We start from the raw sequence: 17,788 nt of genomic DNA, 5'->3' as shown, positions 1-17,788 counted from the left end.
GGAAAGGGAAGGAACATCTTATGAAGATCTCTGTCTTTGGCACCGGACTCATCGGCTCGCAGGTGATCAGCGACCTGACCACTACCGGACACGACGCGACCGGGTACTCCCGCTCGACCGGTGTCGACCTGCTCACCGGCGACGGAATCGACGAGGCGGTGCGTGGCGCCGAGGTCGTGGTGAATGTGACCAACTCGCCCACCTTCGACGACGCTTCACTCGACTTCTTCCGCACCTCGGTGACCAACCTGCTGGCGGCCGCGCAGGCCGCAGGCGTGGGGCATATCGTGACGCTGTCGATCGTCGGCGTGGACCAGGTCCCCGACATGGCCTACTACCGGGCGAAGACGCTGCAGGAGGATCTGGTCAAGATCGGTCCGATCCCGTACTCGATCGTGCGCGCCACCCAGTTCATGGAATTCGTCGCGCCGACGATGGAATGGACCACCGACGGCGACGTCGTCCGCCTGCCCGCCACCCCGATCCAGCCCATCAGCTCCGCCGAGGTCGCCGCCGCAGTCGCCGACGTCGCCACAAATGCCCCGCTGCGTGGCACCCGCAACATCGCCGGCCCCGATGTCTTCACGCTCGACGAACTGGGCCGCATCACGCTGGAGGCCACCGGCGACCACCGCCACGTCGTCACTGACCCCACCGCTGGCCTGTTCGCCCTGGTCAAAGGTGACGTGCTCACCGCACCTGAAGGCACTCACCTGACCACCACCCACTACCGCGACTGGTTACGGTCACACTGACCCGCCCCGAGCGTCTTCGGTGATCCGGATGCGCCGGCTGCAACGACACCGGCCGCGTCAAGGGAAAGCGCCCCGGATATCAAGCCGCTCAGGATCTTTCGACCGCCGGAGGCGAGCCTCGTCCGGCACCCAACCGCATGTCCCGGCGTCAGCGCAGCTCAACCACCTCGTGGCGCGACGACCGTCAGGCGTTGGTCTCGACGGCCTCCTTCAGTTTGCGCAGGGTGGTCTGCATGCCGTCGGCCATGGCGACGTCGAAGTTGTCTTCACCGCCCAGCCAGTGTTCGACGATGGTGCGGGAGCCCCAGCTGGTGCCCTCCGGGGGGACGGTGCGGCGGTGAGTGACCGTTGATCCGGTGGGGATGGGGGTGATGCCGAAGGACCAGACGCTGTCGTTGCTGAGGGTGCGGAAGGCGAGGGTCTGGTCGGGGGCGAACTGTTCGATGCGCGAGATCGTCGGCCAGTACTTGTGCCCGTGACGGTTCATGTTGAGGGTGTGGCTGCCCATGCGCGGCGAGCCCAGGGGGCGCATGAGGCGGCACTGGGTGCTGAATTCCGGCATGCGGCGCAGGTCGGAGAGGACGCGCCAGACCCGGTCGGGTGCGGCGGCGATGTCGATGGTGGCGGACAGATTCTGCTTGGTCATGTTCGTCTCCTCGTCGAGCGGATCATGTAATCCGATGATTATTCTAGTAATCGATTGATGACAGGGTCAATGCGGAATCGAGCGGCGGGAGTCGAGATAATGGCTCAATGCCCCGCCGCTCCCCGTCGCCCGAGCGCCCCAACCCGCCGCGGGTAGCCGACGCCGAGACCGGCGGATCGACCCGCGAGCGGTTGCGCGATGCGGCGTTGAAGCTGTTCGCCGACAAGGGTTTTGCGGGCACCACGGTGGGTGATATCGAGGGTGAGGCGGGGCTGACCCCGCGCGCCGGCGGGTTCTACCGGCACTTCCAGTCGAAGGAGGAGGTGCTGGCCGCGGCGGTCGACGCGCATATTCGCGAGACCATGACCGGGCAGGCGGCCGTGCTGGGCCTGCTACCGCTGGGCGAGTTGCGTGCGGAGCTCAGGCTCGTGGGGCGCTGGCTGCTGGGTGCGCTGGACGAGCAGCGCGATCTGTTTCGCGTGGTCGAGCGCGACGGCGGCCGCTTCCCGGAGCTGCGCGAGTACTTCCGGACGCACCTGATCGAGGCCGCCCACCAGGCCGCGGTCGACTTCACCGCCCGCTGGGCGGCCGAGACCAGTCATTCCGCCAGGGACCCGCAGGCCTCGGCCGCGGTGATGATCGGCGCGGTACTCAACTACGCCCACGCGCGCCGGACCTACGGGCAGCCGCCGCTGGGCGTGGACCCGGACCGCTTCATCGACACCTGGGTGGACTACTGCCACGACCTGATGACCGGCACCGCGACCTCCACCTGAAGTCGAAATCGTGCCGTGAGAGAAGCCGAGTCACCCAGGCGCCCAGGGAGTTTCGGGCTCAGTACTCGCCCTTGATCACGAAGTAGGAACCGCGAATCACGCCCGCCAGCTTCGACTTCTGGCGCGCGAACTTGAACGCCGACAACTCTTCCGGGACTTCCATGCCCTCGGAGAGCTTGAAGCCCACCGCGCGCTTTCCGGCGTCCGCGATCGTGTACATCACGTTGATGGACAGGCCGGACCGGTAGAAGACGTACGCCATGCGGATGCCCTCGACCTCGAACGAGGTCACCTCGAGCGGCGGCGAGGCGATGACTATGCCGCGTTCATCGGACAGGATGCCAGTCACCCAGGCCAGGGCCTCGGGCTCCTCGGCCGCGGGGACGACCGTGAAGACGTGGTCGTACTTGTTCTTGAAGTAGCGCGCCTCGTTCGCCCGCAGGCCCGCGAGGGCGGCTGCGACCGGGGACGATTCCAAGCCGGCGGTGGAGACCTTGTCGAACTCGACGGCGTACGGCATAGACCCTCCTGATCACGGTGGATTTGCCCATCATCGCAGGCGAACGAGGCTCCCGCGGTGGTCGACACGGGAGCGTGCACCTCGGTTATTCGCGAGCCGGCGACTGCCCGAGGCCGACGAGTTTGGCCAGGAACCGGTCGAGCTGGTCTGCTGCGGGGGGCCAGGGCATGTCGGGTTCGTTGATGCGCTGGGAGAGCATGCCGTTCACGGCGGTGCGCAGGTCGATGGCGACCGTCGTCGCGTCGCCCGCGGGCGCGACGCCCGCATCCATGCAGCGCCGCACCGCATCGACGGTGCGCTCGACCATCACCTCCTTGAACGGCATGCCCAGCCGGCGGTGCACCGAGCTCTCGTGCAGCACCTTGTAGAGGCCGGGATGCTCTCGCGCCCAAGCCATCTGGGCCAGCATGCGCGCGCGCAGGCCGCGGCCCGGATCGGATTCGGCGGCGTCGGCAGCGTCGCCGCGGCCGACCAGTTCCCCGTGGAAGCGCCCGGCCACCGCGAGCACCAGCGAATCCCGGTCGGGGAAGTGCAGATACACCGAGGTGGCGGCGATGCCCACCGAGCGCGCGACCGCACGCAGCGACAGCGCCTCGTCGTCGGCAAGCTCGTCGAGCATCGCCATGGCGGTCTCGACGATCTCCTCGCGCAACACCTCACCGCGTCCGCGGGCGTTCGGGCGGCGGCGCGGGGCCGAAGTTTCCTCCATAACGGCATTGTAGGCGTACGGCCATTGCGCTACATTCATAGCGCTACAGCTGTAGCGCAACATATGTTCATAAGAACAGGAGTGGTCGCAATGACCGCAGTCACCCCGCCGTCTGGCGTCGATTTCGCCGCACTGGATCCGATGTTCGCGCAGATGGGCGCCGCGACCGCCCGGCACGCCAATGCCCTGCCGGGCCTTACCGATCGAGAGAAAGCGCTGCTGCGGCTCACCGCCGACGTCTGCGCCCAGGCGCTCGGACTCCCCTTCGAATTCCACCTGCGCACCGCCCTGCGCGCGGGCGTCACCACCGCGGACGTCCGCGCCCTGCTGTGCCTGATCGCGTACGACAGCGGTTACCACACGGCGCTGGCCGCATTCGACCGTCTCGCCGCACTGGAATCCGCCCTGGACCTACCGCGCCCGGACCGCACGGAGCTCCCCGCCGAATTACTGACCAGCGGACCGGACGCCCCATCCTCCCCGCTCCCGGCCCCGGTGCGCGACAGCCTCCGCGAGCTGGACCCACACTTCCTCGACTACTTCGACCTGCAGTCCCGCATGCGTTCCCCCTCAGGCCCGGACACCCTGTCTGTCCGCGAAAGAGCGTTCGCCACAATGAGTATCGACATCCACTACCAAACGCTCAGCGACACTTTCCGCATCCACATCCAACGGGCCCTGGGCGGCGGCGCGAGCCTGGACGATGTCCGGGATGTGTTGCGGTTCAATGCGCAATTCGGCGCGACGCGAGTCTGGCAGGCGTGGAAGGCATTTCACTCGCACGCCGCCGAGGCCGGATGGAATCTCGGTTGAGGGCCGCGGAATGCCTAGTGGCCGTGGGCGATCGGCACGCGTATCGGGCCTATTGCGGCCCGGTAGAGCGCTCGACCCATTCGGCGTAAGCGTCCGGGCACCATTCGATCGGCGTCGCGGTGATCTCGGGTCCGGTCCACGGATGCAATTGGGCGATGCGCGCCGCGAGCCGATCGCGGACCGCGGCGGTGGTGCGCATCGTCACTCGCCATTCCTTGCCCTCGCCGACCTCGCCGAGGTGCCAGAAGACCGATGTTGCGGGACCGGTGATTTCGGCCCCGGCCGCGAGCCGCTCGGCGACCACGGCGCGCGCGATCGTCCGCGCGTCGTCCTCGCCGGACGTCGTGGAGGTAACCGACCACACTCTCGCTGATGTCATTCAGCCACCATAATTGCGGTGACATGGCGGCGAGCGCGGCATCCCGATCGGCTCCCGGCGCGATGAACCGGGAGCCTCTCGACTACTTCTTACGACCGACACCCGCGGCAATGCACCTGCGGACATCCGCGAGAGGCTCGATAAATGGCCCGTTGGGCCACCATTCATCCGCGACGACCAGGCCGGGCTCGACCATTTCCAGGTTTCCGAACAGGGCCTGGATTTCGGCGCGGGTGCGGAATCGGCCGCTGCCCATGGGGCTGTGGATGAATTTCTCTTCCATCTTTTCGGCCAGGCTGGTGAGTTCCGGGGTTTCGGGATTGAGGAAGTGGCACAGGGCCACGTAGGAACCCGCGGGCAGGGCGTCGATGAAGTTCCGCATGATTTCGGCGACGTCCTCGCCCAGATAGTGATGCAGGGTGCCGTTGTGGATGAGGGCGATGGGACGGTCGAAATCGAGTTCGTCCCGGATCGCGGAATTCGTCAGGACCTCGAACGGCTGGAAGATATCCGAGCTGACGATGCTGGTCTGGAGATTGTCCCCGAGCAGCGCGCGGGCGTGGGCCAGCACCATCGGGTCGTTGTCCACATAGACCACCCGGGCATCGGGCACGATGCGCTGCACGACCTGGTGGGTGTTTTCGGCGGTCGGCAGGCCCGAACCGAGATCCAGGTACTGGTCGATGCCGGCGTGCCCGGCCAGGAAGCGGCAGGCTCTGATCAGGAACTCCCGGTTGGCCCAGGCTAATTCGGCTACCCCCGGTGCCACCGTGCGAACCTGGTCCAGCACCTCGCGATCGACCTCGAAGTTGTCCTTGCCGTTGAGGGCGGCATCGTAGACCCGCGCGATGCTGGCGCGAGCGGTGTCGACCCCGACCGGTACCGCGCTCGGGTAGGCAGCGGAGGGCTGAGACATCGTTGGACTCCCTGGCGTTGTGCGAATCGCTCCGATCACTGCCGAGTTTCCCGCATTTGCGCGGGTCCCGTGGTGGGTCGGTGCGATTTCATACGGGTGTAATCGGCAGGCGCAAGGCCGCGGGCGCGGTCGGTGGAACCGCCGGAGACCGCGGCGCGACGGGCGCGATCCGACGATACGGCTCGCCCGGTGCGGGCCGCGGATCGGGCTCACCCTTGTTGGGCCACAACGCGATTGCGCGCTCGGCCTGCGCGGTGATGGTCAGCGACGGGTTCACACCGAGGTTGGCGGAGATGGTGGAGCCGTCCACAACGTGCAGGCCCTCGTAGCCGTACAGCCGCTGATACGGATCGACCACCCCGGTCTCGGGCGAGTCGCCGATGGCGCAGCCACCGATGAAGTGTCCGGTGATGGGGATATTCGCCAGCTCGGTCCAACTCCCCTGTGCGACACCACCGATCTTCTCCGCAATGCGGCGCGTGACGTCGTTACCCTCGGGAATCCACGCCGGTGGGGCCTGGCCCGTGCCGGGCCTCGTGGTCATCCTGCGTCCCCGCAGCCCGCGTTTGGTATATGTGACAATCGAATTGTCCACATTCTGCATGACCAGCACGCCGACCATTCGCTCCGACCAGCGCCGCGGGTTGTGCAGAAAGAGCAGGTCCTGGCGGCGGCGCACCAGCTCCCGCAGCCCGAGCACCCAGCGCCTCCTGCCCTCCTCGCCGTCGACCATCACCGTCGTCAGCAGGCTCATGGCATTGCTGCCCTTGCCATAGCGCACCGGCTCGATATGCGTGTGGTCGTTGGGGTGGATCGACGAGGTGATCGCCACCCCCTTGGTGAAATCGGTGTCCTTGCGCCGGGACCGCGCCGCGAGCACCGCCTCGGAATTGGTGCGCGCCAGATGCCCGAGCCGGGGCGAAATATTCGGCAGCACACCGCGATCGCGCAGGCTGTGCAGGAGTTGCAGGGTACCCAGGGCGGCTGCGGAGAGGATCACCTGATCGGCGGTGAACCTCGTGCGTCCCTTGCGAATCCAGCGCCCGGTGCGGACGGTGTCGACCGCGTATCCGCCGCCGGGCAGCGGCCGCACCGTCACGGCTGTGGTCAGGGGATGCACTGTGGCGCCGGCCTTCTCGGCCAGGTACAGGTAGTTCTTGACCAGGGTATTCTTCGCCCCGTGCCGACATCCGGTCATGCATTCACCGCAGTGCGTGCACGTGCGCCGCTCGGGCCCCACCCCACCGAAGTAGGGATCGGATACCTCGCCGCCCGCCCGGGAATCCTTGTCCGCGAACAATACTCCTACCGGCGTGCGCCGATAGGTTTCGCCGATACTCATGTCTTCGGCGACCTCCCGCAGCACCCGGTCCGCGGGCGTCGTCGCCGGATTGTCCGCCACGCCGAGCATGCGCCTGGCCTGGTCGAAGTGCGGAGCCAGCTCGGCCCGCCAGTCGGTGATGTGCGCCCACTGCTTGTCCCGGTAGAACTGCTCGGGCGCCTCGTACAGCGTGTTGGCGTACACCAGCGACCCGCCGCCGACCCCGGACCCGCTCATGATGAAGGTGTCCTTCAGCAGCGTCATCCGCTGAATCCCGTAGCAGCCCAGCCTGGGTGCCCACAGATATTCGCGCAGATGCCAGGAGTTCTTCGCGAACTCGTTGTCGGCGAAGCGGCGTCCGGTCTCGAGCACGCCGACCCGATACCCCTTCTCGGTGAGCCGCAGCGCGCTCACGCTGCCACCGAATCCGGAGCCGACGATCAGCACGTCGTAATGCGTCATAGCTGATCACGGTAGGTATTCCGGCGCTGGGGCGAGAGAGCCTAGCGGCCAGAAAATCGAGATATCCGGCCAGCGCCGCCCCATGCATCGACGGATTCCCGCCCCGGACCACCGATGCTCCGGCGGACCCACCGGCCTGCGCACGGAATCCGCCGCGGCCGGACAGCGCTGCGGCCCCGCCCCGAAGGGCAGGGCCGCGGCGACGAAATCAACAGCGGGCGAATCGTTTACGCCCGCTCAGCGAATACCCAACTTCCGCATCATCCGCAGCGTCAGCAGCGTGGTCCGCAGCTGCTTGGCCCACGGCATCGCCGCCCGCGCCGCCATCACCTGCCGCTTCTGCACCCCGATGTGCACGGTGTCGGTGTATTTGAGCAGACCCGAATCTCCGTGCCGGCTGCCGACGCCGGACTGCTTGATCCCGCCCGACGGCGTCATCTTCGAGGAGTAGCTGACCACGAAGCCGTCGTTGACGTTGACGTTGCCCGCTTCGATCCGATCGGCAATCCGCTTGGCGTGGGCCAGATCCCGGCTCCATACGCTGGCGTTGAGGCCGTAGGTGGTGGCGTTGGCCTGCTCGACGGCGTCGTTCTCGTCGCTGAAGCGGTATACGGTGACCACGGGGCCGAAGGTCTCCATGGTCGCGTGCGTCATCTCGGGGGTCACCCCGGTCAGGATCGTCGGCTCGTAGAACGCCGGACCCAGATCCGGGCGGGCCTTGCCGCCGGTCAGCACGGTGGCGCCCTTCACGCGCGCGTCCTCGACGTGCGAGGCCACCTTCTCCATGTGATCGACCGAGACCAGCGAACCGATCTCCGGATCGGTGCCGTAGGAGGCCCCGGCGGTGGCGCCCAATTCCTCTGCGGCGGCGACGAATCGGCGCACGAACTCGTCGTATACCTTGTCGTGCACGTAGATCCGCTCGATGTGCATGCACGCCTGGCCGGTGTTGCCGAACACGGCGAAGACCGCGCCCGGGATCACGTCGTCGAGGTTGGCGTCGTCCAGCACCAGCATCGGATTCTTGCCGCCCAGCTCCAGGCTGCAGCCGATCAGGTTGCGCCCGGCCAGCTCGCCGATGGTGCGTCCGGTAGCGGTCGAGCCGGTGAACATGACGTAGTCGGAGCTCTCGATCAGGGTCGGCCCGACGTCGGGGCCGCCGCCGCACACGACCTGCATCAGCCCGCGCGGCAGGCCCGCCTGGTACAGCAGCTCGACGCCGAACAGCGTGCACAGCGCCGTCTTGTTGTCGGGCTTGAGCACCACGCCGTTGCCCGCGATCAGCGCCGGGGTCGAATCGGACATCGCGATCGCGAACGGGAAGTTCCACGGCGCGATCACCGCGACGACGCCCTTGGGCCGGTGCTGCTCGGTCGAGGCGGAGATGACCGGCATGTAGCCGCCGCGCTGCACCGGCTTCAGCACCCGCTTGGCGGTCTTGATGTAGTGGCTGGCCACCATCGCTGGGTCGCAGGCCTCCTCGATGGCCATGCGCCGGGCCTTGCCGCAGCCGATCTGGATGAGGTCGGCGATGGTCTCGATCTCGGTCAGCAGTAGCTCGTGCCAGCGCTGGAACACCGCCACGCGGCGATCCACCGACCAGGAGGCCCACTCGCGCTGCGCGGCGCGGGCTTGGGCGACGGCCGCGACGACGTCCTCGGGCGAGGACTGCGGTAGCTCGCCGACGACGCCTCCGGTGTACACCTCGATCATCTCGAAGGGCTCGCGCTTCTCGCCGGCGGTGCCCGCGGTCACCATCGCGGTCAGCCGGTCGATCAGCGTCTTCGTGATCCGCGGCGGCAGCGTGGTCGCGCCGCTCTGCGTGGTTGTCTCCATCGAGTCTCCCTAAGTTGCCGCCGCCGTGACGGCTGTCACCATCCTCTAAACTAGAACACGTTATTGTTGTGGACAACGGTCCGGGGTAACTTCCTTCCCGACACGCGAGTATCACCAGGAAAAGAGGGTCGGCGAATGACGACGGCAGCAACTGAAACGGGTAGCACCACCGAGCCCCACGCACTGGTCGAGCAGCGCGGCGCCACGCTCATCATCACCATGAATCGCCCCGCCGCCCGCAACGCGCTGACCGGCGAAATGATGGACATCATGGTCGAGGCGTGGAAGCGGGTCGACGAGGATCCCGAGATCCGCTCCTGCATCCTCACCGGCGCGGGCGGTGCGTTCTGCGCCGGCGCGGACCTCAAGGCGATGAGCCGCAACGACCCGAGCAAGAACATGGGCGAGGGCACCAAGTTCGACCCGACCCGCATCCCCGGCCTGCTCAAGGGCTACCGGGTGAGCAAGCCGCTGATCGCGGCGGTCGAGGGCGCGGCCATCGCCGGCGGCACCGAGATCCTGCAGGGCACCGATATCCGCGTCGCGGGCGAGAGCGCGAAATTCGGTGTGTCCGAGGCGCGTTGGAGCCTGTACCCGATGGGCGGCTCGGCCGTGCGGCTGCCGCGCCAGATCCCGCACACCGTCGCCATGGACATCCTGCTGACCGGCCGCCACATCACCGCGGCCGAGGCCAAGGAGATCGGACTGATCGGCCACGTCGTCCCGGACGGCACCGCGCTGGACAAGGCCCTCGAGCTGGCCGAAATGATCAACAACAACGGCCCACTGGCCGTGCAGGCGATCATGAAGACCATCCGCGACACCGAGGGCATGCACGAGGAGGAGGCCTTCAAGATCGACGCGAAGGTGGGCCTGGCGGTGTTCGCGAGCGAGGACGCCAAGGAGGGCCCGAAGGCGTTCGCGCAGAAGCGCAAGCCGGAGTTCAAGGGACGTTGAGCAGCCCTCGGCGCCGGCCACCCGGCGCCGAGGCGAGTCCCTACACGGTGGGCTTGATCAAGCGAGAGATCTGTTTGCGCAGCAGGTTCGGGACGAAGCGGCGAGCCAGCAGCAGCGGCAGCGCCTGCCCCGGGAAGATGAAGATCGGGTTCTTCGGCTTGGCCAGCGCCCGCTCCATGGCATCGAGGACCTTCTCCGGGGCCATGCCCTTCAGACCGGCGACGATCGCCGGGTCGGCGTCGCGAATCCCGGTCAGCAGTGGGGTTTCCACGTGCGGCGGGCAGATCGACAGGAACCGGATGCCGCTGCCGGCCAGTTCCTGGGCCAGCACGTCGGTGTAACCGACGACTGCGAATTTCGAGGCGGCATACGCGCCCAGCCCCGGCGAGGGCACCCAGCCCGCCACCGAGGCGAACAGCACCACCGTGCCCGATCCCGCCGCCTTCATGGCCGGAATCACGGCCTGGCACAGGTTGATCGTGCCCAGGTAGTTCACCTCCATGACCCTGCGCATCTCCGCGACGTCATGGGTGAGCGCCGAACCCACCCGGCACAGCGCCGCGGCGTGCACCAGGTGCTCGATCGGACCGAGCTCGGCGCGCACCTTCTCCACCACCGCGCCCACCGCGGCGGGATCGGAGACATCGCAGGTGTACGTGCTCATATTCGGTGAGTGCTGGGCGGTTTCGGCCAGGCCGGCCTCGTTGAGGTCGACCGCGGCCACCCGATATCCGGCAGCGGCCAGGCGCTGCGCGGCCATCCGGCCCATACCGCTCGCTGCGCCGGTCACCAGGGCTGTCTTGGTCATTTGATCTCCTCAGCATCCTCGAAAGTCATTCGCAGCGAGCCGATCTCGCTGGTGAACAGCGCCCGGCTCGGCAGTCCGAGCGTCCGCATCTGCCGGGCGATCGGATGGTCGCCGAGTTCGACCTTGCAGCCGCCCACCCGCATTCGCACATCGCCAGGATTCATCACCCACGGCGTGCTGCGCAGCATACCGTCGAGGTTGGTGTAGGCCGCGATCGAGGCGCCACCGAACCGCGACGGCGCGGGTATGCCGCCGCTGGTCTGCATGGTGACCACCACGCGCCCGTCCACCCGCACCTCGCAGCGCTTGCCGCGCCCGCGCCGGGTGATCCGGATGTCGGCGACCTCCTTGGGGAATCCCCAGATCTCGCGACCTGCCGCGCAGGTGAAACTCTGATTCACCGGCAGCCACGGGATGTAGACCCCGACACTGGACGGGTCGCCCGGCAGGCGCGCGAGCAGGGCGAAGGCGAATTCGTGATACGGGCCCAGATCGCCGTCGACGTACCGCACGAAGGCCAGCGAGCAGATCGCCCGGCCCGCGACGACTACGGCCTCCAATCCGGTGCCCGCCAGTATCTTTCGCGCGGCCTCCGCGTCCGCGAGAAACATGGCCGAGGCCGCGTCGGCGTCGCGGATCTCGACCGGCATCGTGACCTTTTCACCGAGGACAGTGTGCACGGCTGACATCTCCCAAGTAGAACATGTTCTTATTTGATTCGGAGGCGAAAATCGGGTGAGTGATCCCGGTGAGCGGGACGTCGCGCCCCGCGATCTCCGCCTCGTTCCGGTAGGCCCCATCGACTTCCGGGGCGCCTGCACCGCCTGGTCAGCGGACTTCGTGATCGGGCTCGCGACCTTCGGCGTACTCCTTCGCCCAGCGATAGTCGGGTTTACCACTGGGGGTGCGCCCGACCAATTCGGCCACCCAGATCCTGCGCGGCAGCTTGTAGCCCGCGAGATGGGTGCGCACATGCCGGGCCAGGTCCTCGAAGTCGATGCGACCGGGGCCGCTCGCGGAGACCACGGCCGCGACCTGCTGCCCCCAGCGCTCGTGCGGGACACCGATCACCACGACGTCGTAGACGCCGGCGTGCGCCTTCACGACCGCCTCCACCTCCTCGGTGAAGACCTTCTCGCCGCCGGTGTTGATCACCATGTTGCCCCGGCCCAGCAGCGTGACGGAGCCGTCGTCCTCGACGCGGGCGCGGTCGTCGGTGACGACCATGCGGGCACCGTCCACGGTCTGGAAGAGCTTGGCGGACTTGACCGGATCCTTGTAGTAGCCGATCGGCACGGATCCGGTCTTGGCGACCCATCCCTCCCGGCCGGGCCCGACCGGATGGCCCTCATCGTCCACCACCAGCGCACCGCGTCCGGTCTGCACCCGCGGGCCGCGCCCCGGATCGTCGTCCTTCTGGGCGAAACCGATGCCACCGAAACCGGTTTCGGAGGAGCCGATGGAGTCGGTGATGATGGTGTGCGGGAACAGTTCCAGCAGTTCGTTTTTCACCGGCTGCGACAGCAGCGCCGCGCCCGATCCGATGGCGATCATGGAGCCGGTGTCGACGGGCGCGGCCCGATAGGCGTCGATCAGCGGGCGGGCCATCGCATCCCCGGTGATGACCACGATCGCGGGCCGCACCTCCGCCAGCACCCGCCAGATCCGGGCGGCGTCGAAGCGCGGCTCGAACACCACACCGCTGCCGGACCACAGCGCGGTGAAGGTCGGCATCATCGCGGCGGCGTGGATCAGGGGCGGCAGCACGAACCACAGCGCCGGATCGCCCTGGGCGCCGGTGCGCGACTGCTGGAATTCGTCGGCAACCGGCTCACCGGAATAGAAGTCGATACCGCCACCCAGCACCCGCCACATGTCCTCCTGCCGCCACATGACGCCCTTGGGCAGCCCCGTGGTGCCACCGGTGTACATCATGAACAGATCGTCGGGGCTGCGCTCGCCGAAATCCCGTGCGGTCGAGGTATTCTCGAAGGCCACCTCGTAGGGCGTCGAAGTACTGGGCAGCTCGGCCCCGCCCTGATCGTCCTCGACGACGAGGGCGTAGCGGATCGAGGGCACCGACGCGCGAGCTTTCTCGATCGCCGCGGCATAGCAACGGTGATGTATCAGGGCCTCGAGATCGGCATTGTCGAAGATGTAGCGCAGTTCCTCGGGCCCGTAGCGATAGTTGATATTGATCGGCACCGCCCGCAACTTGAAGCAGGCGACGAGCGTCTCGAGGGTTTCGATGGAATTGTGCATCTGGAATCCGACGTGCGCCCCCGCACCGATCCCGGCCGTATTCAGATGGTGGGCCAGCTGATTGGCCCGGCGCTCCAGGTCCGCGAATGTGCTGCGGCGCTGGCCCTGCACCACGGCAATGCGGTCGGGCATGGCGTCGACGGAGTGCTCGAACAGGTCGGCGAAATTATTGGGCATATCCGCGCCTCTCGCAGAATTCGACCCCGCGGGTCTACACGACGGTCAGCGGCAGCGACCGCCGCTCGGTGAAGGTGAATTCCGCTCCGGTGCTGAAGCGGGTGATCGCCACCTCCGGCAGCTCGCGGAATGCGGTTGGCGCGGTAGCGATCTCGAACACGATCTCGGCCTCATCCGCGGCACGGACTCGGGCGTCGAAGCGCGGATTCACACCCCGTGCCATCGCATTGAGCGGCGCGAGGTGATCCGCGTCCAGCAGCGCGGGCCAGCCGCCGTCGCGCACGCCGGGACAGTCGCGCCGCAGCCGCAGCACGACGGTGTCGTGGTACGCGGTGATATCGATGTCGGTGTAGGGCAGCGGATTCCATGCCGGGTGGCAGCGCAGCACCCCGGCCAGCGCGGCCGGATCCGTCCCCAGTCCCAGGGCCCGGCGCAGCCGTTCGGAGGTCAGACCCGCGATGCCGGTGAACTGCTTCCGGGCGATCTCGACCGCCTGTGTCTCTGCGGCGGCCTCCCTCACCCTGGAAGCGTCCTTGGTCACTCCGGCGTGCTCGCGAACAGCAACCATGAAACCCAGCGTCAGCAGGTGTTGTTGCAGGCACACCTCGTCGGCGATGCGCACCAGCGCCGACTTCGAGAAGTCCTCGAACCGGATGTCGCTCAGCAGCGGCCCAGCATAGTCGCCCCGGCCTTCATCGCCGGAATCTATGGGCTCCAGCACGATTCGCGCCGCCTCGGATCCCTCGATCCGCGCCGCGTGCACCGGTACCGGCGGCGGCTCGTGCGAGGGATCGATGACCACGGTCCACGCACACACCGGGACTCGATCCGCCGGATGACGTGGCGGCCGGTGAATGGGCCGCACCTGTGCATGCACATTCGTCGCCAGCGCGGTCGCATCGAACGTCGGGTCCTCGATGGTGTGGCACATCGCGACCACGAAATCCTCGCCCATCGGCTCGACGTCGGCCAGGGCTCCGCAGTGGTCGAGCCAGAATTCGCCGTGGTCGTGATCGGTGACCCGGAATCGGAAGTCCATGAATTGCGGCGGCGCGCCGATATCGAGCTGCAGGCCCTTGAAGATGGTGTCCACACCGTCCCCCGCAATGCCCAGGGCCGTGCGCATGCGGCGGGTGTAGACCGGGCTGGCCAGCTGCCACTCCTCGATCGCGACCTGCGCCATCCCGTCGCGGCCGAACGCCGCGATGGAATGCGCCATCCCGGAGCGGTCGATCAGGTGCCCGCACAGCAGCAGCTCGGGCACCAGCGCCGCGAGCCGGTCCCGGGGCAACTCGTCGAATCGGCTGCCGGACAACGCATTCACCACAGCGAGACCGGGGACTCGCCGACCGGATACCACCCCGGCAACGGCTCGGCGGACATCGAGCGGGCGATCCTCTTCTGCATGCCGTCGGACAGCGCCTTGGCGGACATCATCTCCACGAAAAGCGCCGCCACATTGCCGAAGTCGAAAAAGTCGCGCTGCCAGGACCATTGGAAGTCGCCGCCGTAGCGGAACCAGCTGCCGCCGAGCCCCTCGGGGCTGTAGTTGCGCCCGTCGGGCCGGGTGGCCTCGTTGATCTGCTTCCAGAAGCCGATCACGCTGCCGCTGCGCTCGTCGACGACGAACTCCTGATAGGGATAGGTCCAGCCCTCCAGGCCGTCCATCTCCTGGCCCAGCGCCAGCTCGCGGATCTCCTCGCGCCCGACGGCCATGAATTCCTGCTGCGGACCGTAATTCCAGCCGTAGGTCGCGTCGGGGGTGTACATCTGGGCGAGGGGACGCCAATCCCCCTGGGCCTCACAGCGTTTGTTCTCTTCGACCCAGCGCTCGATCATCTCGTCGAGTTCGTCGCGGGAATATCCGGCCATTGTGAGATTCCTTCGCTATCAGGACTGTTGGCTGTCGGCGCTTTCGTCGTCGACGATCGAGAGCGCCCGGGTCGGGCAGTAGCGGACCGCGGCGCGGGCGGCCTCGAGATCCCCGCCGGGATCGGCCCGCTGGATCTGCACGGTGCCGTTCTTGGGCACCGTGAACAGCGCGGGCGCCTCGTCCTGGCAGACCGCATGCCCCTGGCACAGATCGGTGTCCACCACGATGCGCATCACCGGCCGCCCTTCGCATCCTCGGAAGCACCGGAATCCTTCGGCTCACGCTCGGCCAGTGGCGCTTCCGGCTGCACCTCGACCAGCACCAGATGCGCGCCGCGCGGCGCGCTGACCACCGCGACCACCGCGGCCGCGATATCGGAGGCCCGCAGGAAGTACGGGTGGCGGGCGAAACCCCAGCGGGCCCAGTCGTCCAGCAGCGGGCCCACCACCTCGGGCGAGGCGGTCATCCCCATCCCGGTCCGGGTGGGGCCCGGACGCACGACCGAAGCGCGAACCCCGGTGCCCTCCAACTCCATTCGCATCTGCCGGGCCATCGCCTCGAGCCCTGTCTTCGCGGCGTTGTACGCCCCCATGCGGGGGCGCGGACTGTCGGCGCAGTCCGAGCCGATGAAGACGAAATCGCCGCGGCGCCGGGAGACCATCGCGGGAATCACGCGATGCGCCAGGCGTTGCGCACCGACGAGATGCACCTGCACCTGCCGCAGGAACTGCTCCGAGTCCATCTCGTGCGCGAGGGCGAACTCGAGATCCCCGGCGCCGGACAACACGATCTCCGCGGGCCCGAGGGCCGCCTCGGCGGCGGTGACGAACTCCTCGACCGAGTCTGCCTCGGTCACGTCCAGGCGCAGCGCCACGGCCTCGCCACCATCGGCACGGATCTTCTCGGCGAGTTGTACACAGGTGTCCACACGCCGTGCCCCCAGCGCGACCGGATGCCCCAGCTCGGCCAGCGCGACCGCGGTGGCCGCTCCGATCCCGGAGGAGGCGCCGGCGATCAGCGCCGGTCGTCGCTGCGGATTGGGTTCGAATCTCGGCATCAGTCGGTCACCTCGGCAATCGTCGCAGTGTCTACCCGCCCCGTCGGCTCCGCACGCTCCGCCGCCTTGCCATCCCCGTGGTCGTGTGTCATCGAACACGCACCGTCACAGGGAGTTTGGCGAAGCCGCGGACGTTCGTGGAGTGCACGCGCTCGATGCCCGCGGTGTCGACGCCGTACTCGCGGACTCGATCGGCGAACTCCCGCAACACGATTCCGGCCTCCAGCCGCGCCAGGTGTGCACCGAGGCAGAAGTGCACGCCCCGGCCGAAGCTCACCAGCCCACCCTTGTCCGGGCGTTCGATGTCATAGATCTCCGGATCGGTGAATACGGCCTCGTCCCGGTTCGCGGACCCGATCAGCAGCAGCACCTTCGAGCCCGCGGGCACCGTGCCGCCGTGGTATTCGAGGTCGACCGCGGCGGTGCGGGCGAGGATCTGAGTCGAGGTGTCGTAGCGCAACGTCTCCTCGATCCAGTCGGGCACCAGCTCGGGATTCCCCGCCACCTTGGCGTACTGCGCGGGATCGCGTGCGCCCCAATACAGCGCATTGCCCAGCAGCTTGGTCGTCGTCTCGTTCCCGGCGATCACCATCAGGAACATGAAGCTGAGGATCTCCTCGTCGGACAGGTGGTCCCCGTCCGCCGCGGCGTCCAGCAGGGCGGAGGTGAGATCGCCGGTGCGGGCACGACGGCGCTGGGCGATCATGTCGGCGTAGTAGCCGACCAGCTCGAGCGTGGCATGCACCGCGCCCTCGGGCACGTCGAGCACGCCGTCCTCGCGGTGCACCACCAGATCGGCGAGCCGGCGGATCTCGGCGCGATCCGGCTCCGGCACGCCCATCAGTTCGGAGATGACGTCCATCGGCACGGTGCCCGCGACGGCCTCGATCCAGTCGAAACCGCCCTGCGCCAGTGCGGGTTCCAGCTTTCGCAGCGTCAATTCCCGGATGCGGTCGGCCATCTCGGTGACCCTGCGCGGGGTGAAGCCCTTGTAGACGAGCTGGCGCAGCCGCAGATGCCGCGGATCATCCAGTGCGAGAAAGGACATCATCTTGTGGGCGTGCGGCCCCCAGGCCGCCGGATCCAGCGAGACGCCGTTGGCGCTCGACAGGCGCACGTTGTCCCGGAATCCGGCGGTGACGTCGGCGTGCCGCGACAGCGCCCAGAACCCGAGCTCGGGATTGTGATAGAGCGGAGCCTCAGCGCGCAGCCGCCGGTACAGGGGGTAGGGATCGTCGTGGATGCCGTAGTCGTACGGATCGAAGGTGAGCGGTTCGAGGGAAGCGGTAGTCACCGTGTTCACCTCCGGTTCGAGAACGTGTTCAGTCTCCGAAGACGGCGCGCGGCCATCATGGAAGACACGTAGCTGGACATGTGTCTGGACCGTACCATCGCCCCGCGCGGCGGACAATGCATTCCTCCATTTTTGCAGGCGAGCTGGAGTTGGTCAGCGATTTCACGCCTGCTCGGGCAGGTTCTCCGGCACGACGGCCGCCCGCCGATGCCCACCCGGTCCGCCGC

Annotated in this window: 19 protein-coding genes; 4 read left to right on the top strand and 15 right to left on the bottom strand. The window is 67.7% G+C overall.

Going from position 1 to position 17,788, the window contains the following annotated elements:
- The first annotated feature begins 20 nt into the window (after positions 1 to 20).
- Positions 21 to 755 carry an SDR family oxidoreductase gene (locus KO481_RS03160; RefSeq protein ID WP_215915380.1) on the top strand — a complete coding sequence of 245 codons (735 nt, stop codon included), beginning with the start codon at positions 21 to 23 and terminating at the stop codon, positions 753 to 755.
- Positions 756 to 939: 184 nt separating this feature from the next.
- On the opposite strand, the gene KO481_RS03155 is transcribed toward KO481_RS03160, so the two are convergent.
- Positions 940 to 1,401, bottom strand: coding sequence for an SRPBCC family protein (locus KO481_RS03155; RefSeq protein WP_215915379.1), 462 nt, complete (start codon positions 1,399 to 1,401; stop codon positions 940 to 942).
- Between the two features lie 107 nt (positions 1,402 to 1,508).
- Between KO481_RS03155 and KO481_RS03150 the strand changes: the two genes are divergently transcribed.
- The gene (locus tag KO481_RS03150) at positions 1,509 to 2,177 is read left to right on the top strand and encodes a TetR/AcrR family transcriptional regulator (RefSeq protein WP_215915378.1); all 669 of its coding nucleotides are present in this window, start codon (positions 1,509 to 1,511) and stop codon (positions 2,175 to 2,177) included.
- Between the two features lie 58 nt (positions 2,178 to 2,235).
- On the opposite strand, the gene KO481_RS03145 is transcribed toward KO481_RS03150, so the two are convergent.
- Both KO481_RS03145 and KO481_RS03140 read right to left on the bottom strand, forming a co-directional pair.
- Positions 2,236 to 2,697, bottom strand: a complete 462-nt coding sequence (locus tag KO481_RS03145; RefSeq protein ID WP_215915377.1) for a DUF8821 family protein — start codon at positions 2,695 to 2,697, stop codon at positions 2,236 to 2,238.
- A gap of 85 nt (positions 2,698 to 2,782) precedes the next feature.
- Positions 2,783 to 3,406, bottom strand: a complete 624-nt coding sequence (locus KO481_RS03140; protein WP_245400244.1) for a TetR/AcrR family transcriptional regulator — start codon at positions 3,404 to 3,406, stop codon at positions 2,783 to 2,785.
- 90 nt (positions 3,407 to 3,496) lie between these two features.
- Here KO481_RS03140 and KO481_RS03135 point away from each other — a divergent pair, with 90 nt between their 5' ends.
- Positions 3,497 to 4,219 (top strand): carboxymuconolactone decarboxylase family protein, encoded by a 723-nt coding sequence (locus KO481_RS03135; protein ID WP_215915375.1) that lies wholly within the window; start codon positions 3,497 to 3,499, stop codon positions 4,217 to 4,219.
- 49 nt (positions 4,220 to 4,268) lie between these two features.
- On the opposite strand, the gene cutA is transcribed toward KO481_RS03135, so the two are convergent.
- The 4 genes from cutA to KO481_RS03115 form a co-directional block, all read right to left on the bottom strand.
- Positions 4,269 to 4,598, bottom strand: coding sequence for a divalent-cation tolerance protein CutA (cutA, locus tag KO481_RS03130; RefSeq protein WP_215915374.1), 330 nt, complete (start codon positions 4,596 to 4,598; stop codon positions 4,269 to 4,271).
- Positions 4,599 to 4,680: 82 nt separating this feature from the next.
- Positions 4,681 to 5,514 carry an SAM-dependent methyltransferase gene (locus tag KO481_RS03125; RefSeq protein WP_215915373.1) on the bottom strand — a complete coding sequence of 278 codons (834 nt, stop codon included), beginning with the start codon at positions 5,512 to 5,514 and terminating at the stop codon, positions 4,681 to 4,683.
- 88 nt (positions 5,515 to 5,602) lie between these two features.
- A complete protein-coding gene (locus KO481_RS03120; RefSeq protein ID WP_215915372.1) occupies positions 5,603 to 7,297 on the bottom strand; it encodes an FAD-dependent oxidoreductase in 1,695 nt (564 codons plus the stop codon).
- Between the two features lie 237 nt (positions 7,298 to 7,534).
- Positions 7,535 to 9,133 carry a succinic semialdehyde dehydrogenase gene (locus tag KO481_RS03115; protein WP_215915371.1) on the bottom strand — a complete coding sequence of 533 codons (1,599 nt, stop codon included), beginning with the start codon at positions 9,131 to 9,133 and terminating at the stop codon, positions 7,535 to 7,537.
- A 135-nt stretch (positions 9,134 to 9,268) separates the two neighbouring features.
- Here KO481_RS03115 and KO481_RS03110 point away from each other — a divergent pair, with 135 nt between their 5' ends.
- Positions 9,269 to 10,090: a crotonase/enoyl-CoA hydratase family protein gene (locus KO481_RS03110; protein ID WP_215915370.1), complete on the top strand. Its 822-nt coding sequence runs from the start codon at positions 9,269 to 9,271 to the stop codon at positions 10,088 to 10,090.
- Between the two features lie 40 nt (positions 10,091 to 10,130).
- Here the strand turns inward: KO481_RS03110 and KO481_RS03105 are convergent, their stop codons facing one another.
- From KO481_RS03105 to KO481_RS03070, 8 genes are all read right to left on the bottom strand, one after another.
- Positions 10,131 to 10,898 (bottom strand): SDR family NAD(P)-dependent oxidoreductase, encoded by a 768-nt coding sequence (locus tag KO481_RS03105; protein ID WP_215915369.1) that lies wholly within the window; start codon positions 10,896 to 10,898, stop codon positions 10,131 to 10,133.
- Positions 10,895 to 11,587: an acetoacetate decarboxylase family protein gene (locus tag KO481_RS03100; protein ID WP_215915368.1), complete on the bottom strand. Its 693-nt coding sequence runs from the start codon at positions 11,585 to 11,587 to the stop codon at positions 10,895 to 10,897. Before KO481_RS03100 ends, KO481_RS03105 begins: the two co-directional genes overlap by 4 nt.
- A 139-nt stretch (positions 11,588 to 11,726) precedes the next feature.
- Entirely contained in the window at positions 11,727 to 13,337 is a 1,611-nt protein-coding gene (locus tag KO481_RS03095) for an acyl-CoA synthetase (protein ID WP_215915367.1), read from the bottom strand.
- Positions 13,338 to 13,371: 34 nt separating this feature from the next.
- Positions 13,372 to 14,664 carry a hypothetical protein gene (locus KO481_RS03090; RefSeq protein ID WP_372451886.1) on the bottom strand — a complete coding sequence of 431 codons (1,293 nt, stop codon included), beginning with the start codon at positions 14,662 to 14,664 and terminating at the stop codon, positions 13,372 to 13,374.
- The gene (locus tag KO481_RS03085) at positions 14,658 to 15,209 is read right to left on the bottom strand and encodes a Cif family virulence factor (RefSeq protein WP_215915366.1); all 552 of its coding nucleotides are present in this window, start codon (positions 15,207 to 15,209) and stop codon (positions 14,658 to 14,660) included. Before KO481_RS03085 ends, KO481_RS03090 begins: the two co-directional genes overlap by 7 nt.
- A gap of 18 nt (positions 15,210 to 15,227) precedes the next feature.
- Complete coding sequence (locus KO481_RS03080) at positions 15,228 to 15,443, bottom strand: ferredoxin (protein ID WP_215915365.1); 216 nt, start codon at positions 15,441 to 15,443, stop codon at positions 15,228 to 15,230.
- Complete coding sequence (locus tag KO481_RS03075) at positions 15,443 to 16,267, bottom strand: SDR family oxidoreductase (RefSeq protein WP_215915364.1); 825 nt, start codon at positions 16,265 to 16,267, stop codon at positions 15,443 to 15,445. The genes KO481_RS03080 and KO481_RS03075 overlap by 1 nt, the downstream gene beginning before the upstream one ends.
- An 88-nt stretch (positions 16,268 to 16,355) precedes the next feature.
- The gene (locus KO481_RS03070; RefSeq protein ID WP_215915363.1) at positions 16,356 to 17,561 is read right to left on the bottom strand and encodes a cytochrome P450; all 1,206 of its coding nucleotides are present in this window, start codon (positions 17,559 to 17,561) and stop codon (positions 16,356 to 16,358) included.
- Positions 17,562 to 17,788: the final 227 nt, after the last annotated feature.

It is taken from the genome of Nocardia albiluteola (assembly GCF_018860155.1).
GTDB classification, from domain to species: domain Bacteria; phylum Actinomycetota; class Actinomycetes; order Mycobacteriales; family Mycobacteriaceae; genus Nocardia; species Nocardia albiluteola.
Note: the sequence above shows the minus strand (reverse complement) of the source record. Positions and strands in the feature narration are given on the sequence as shown.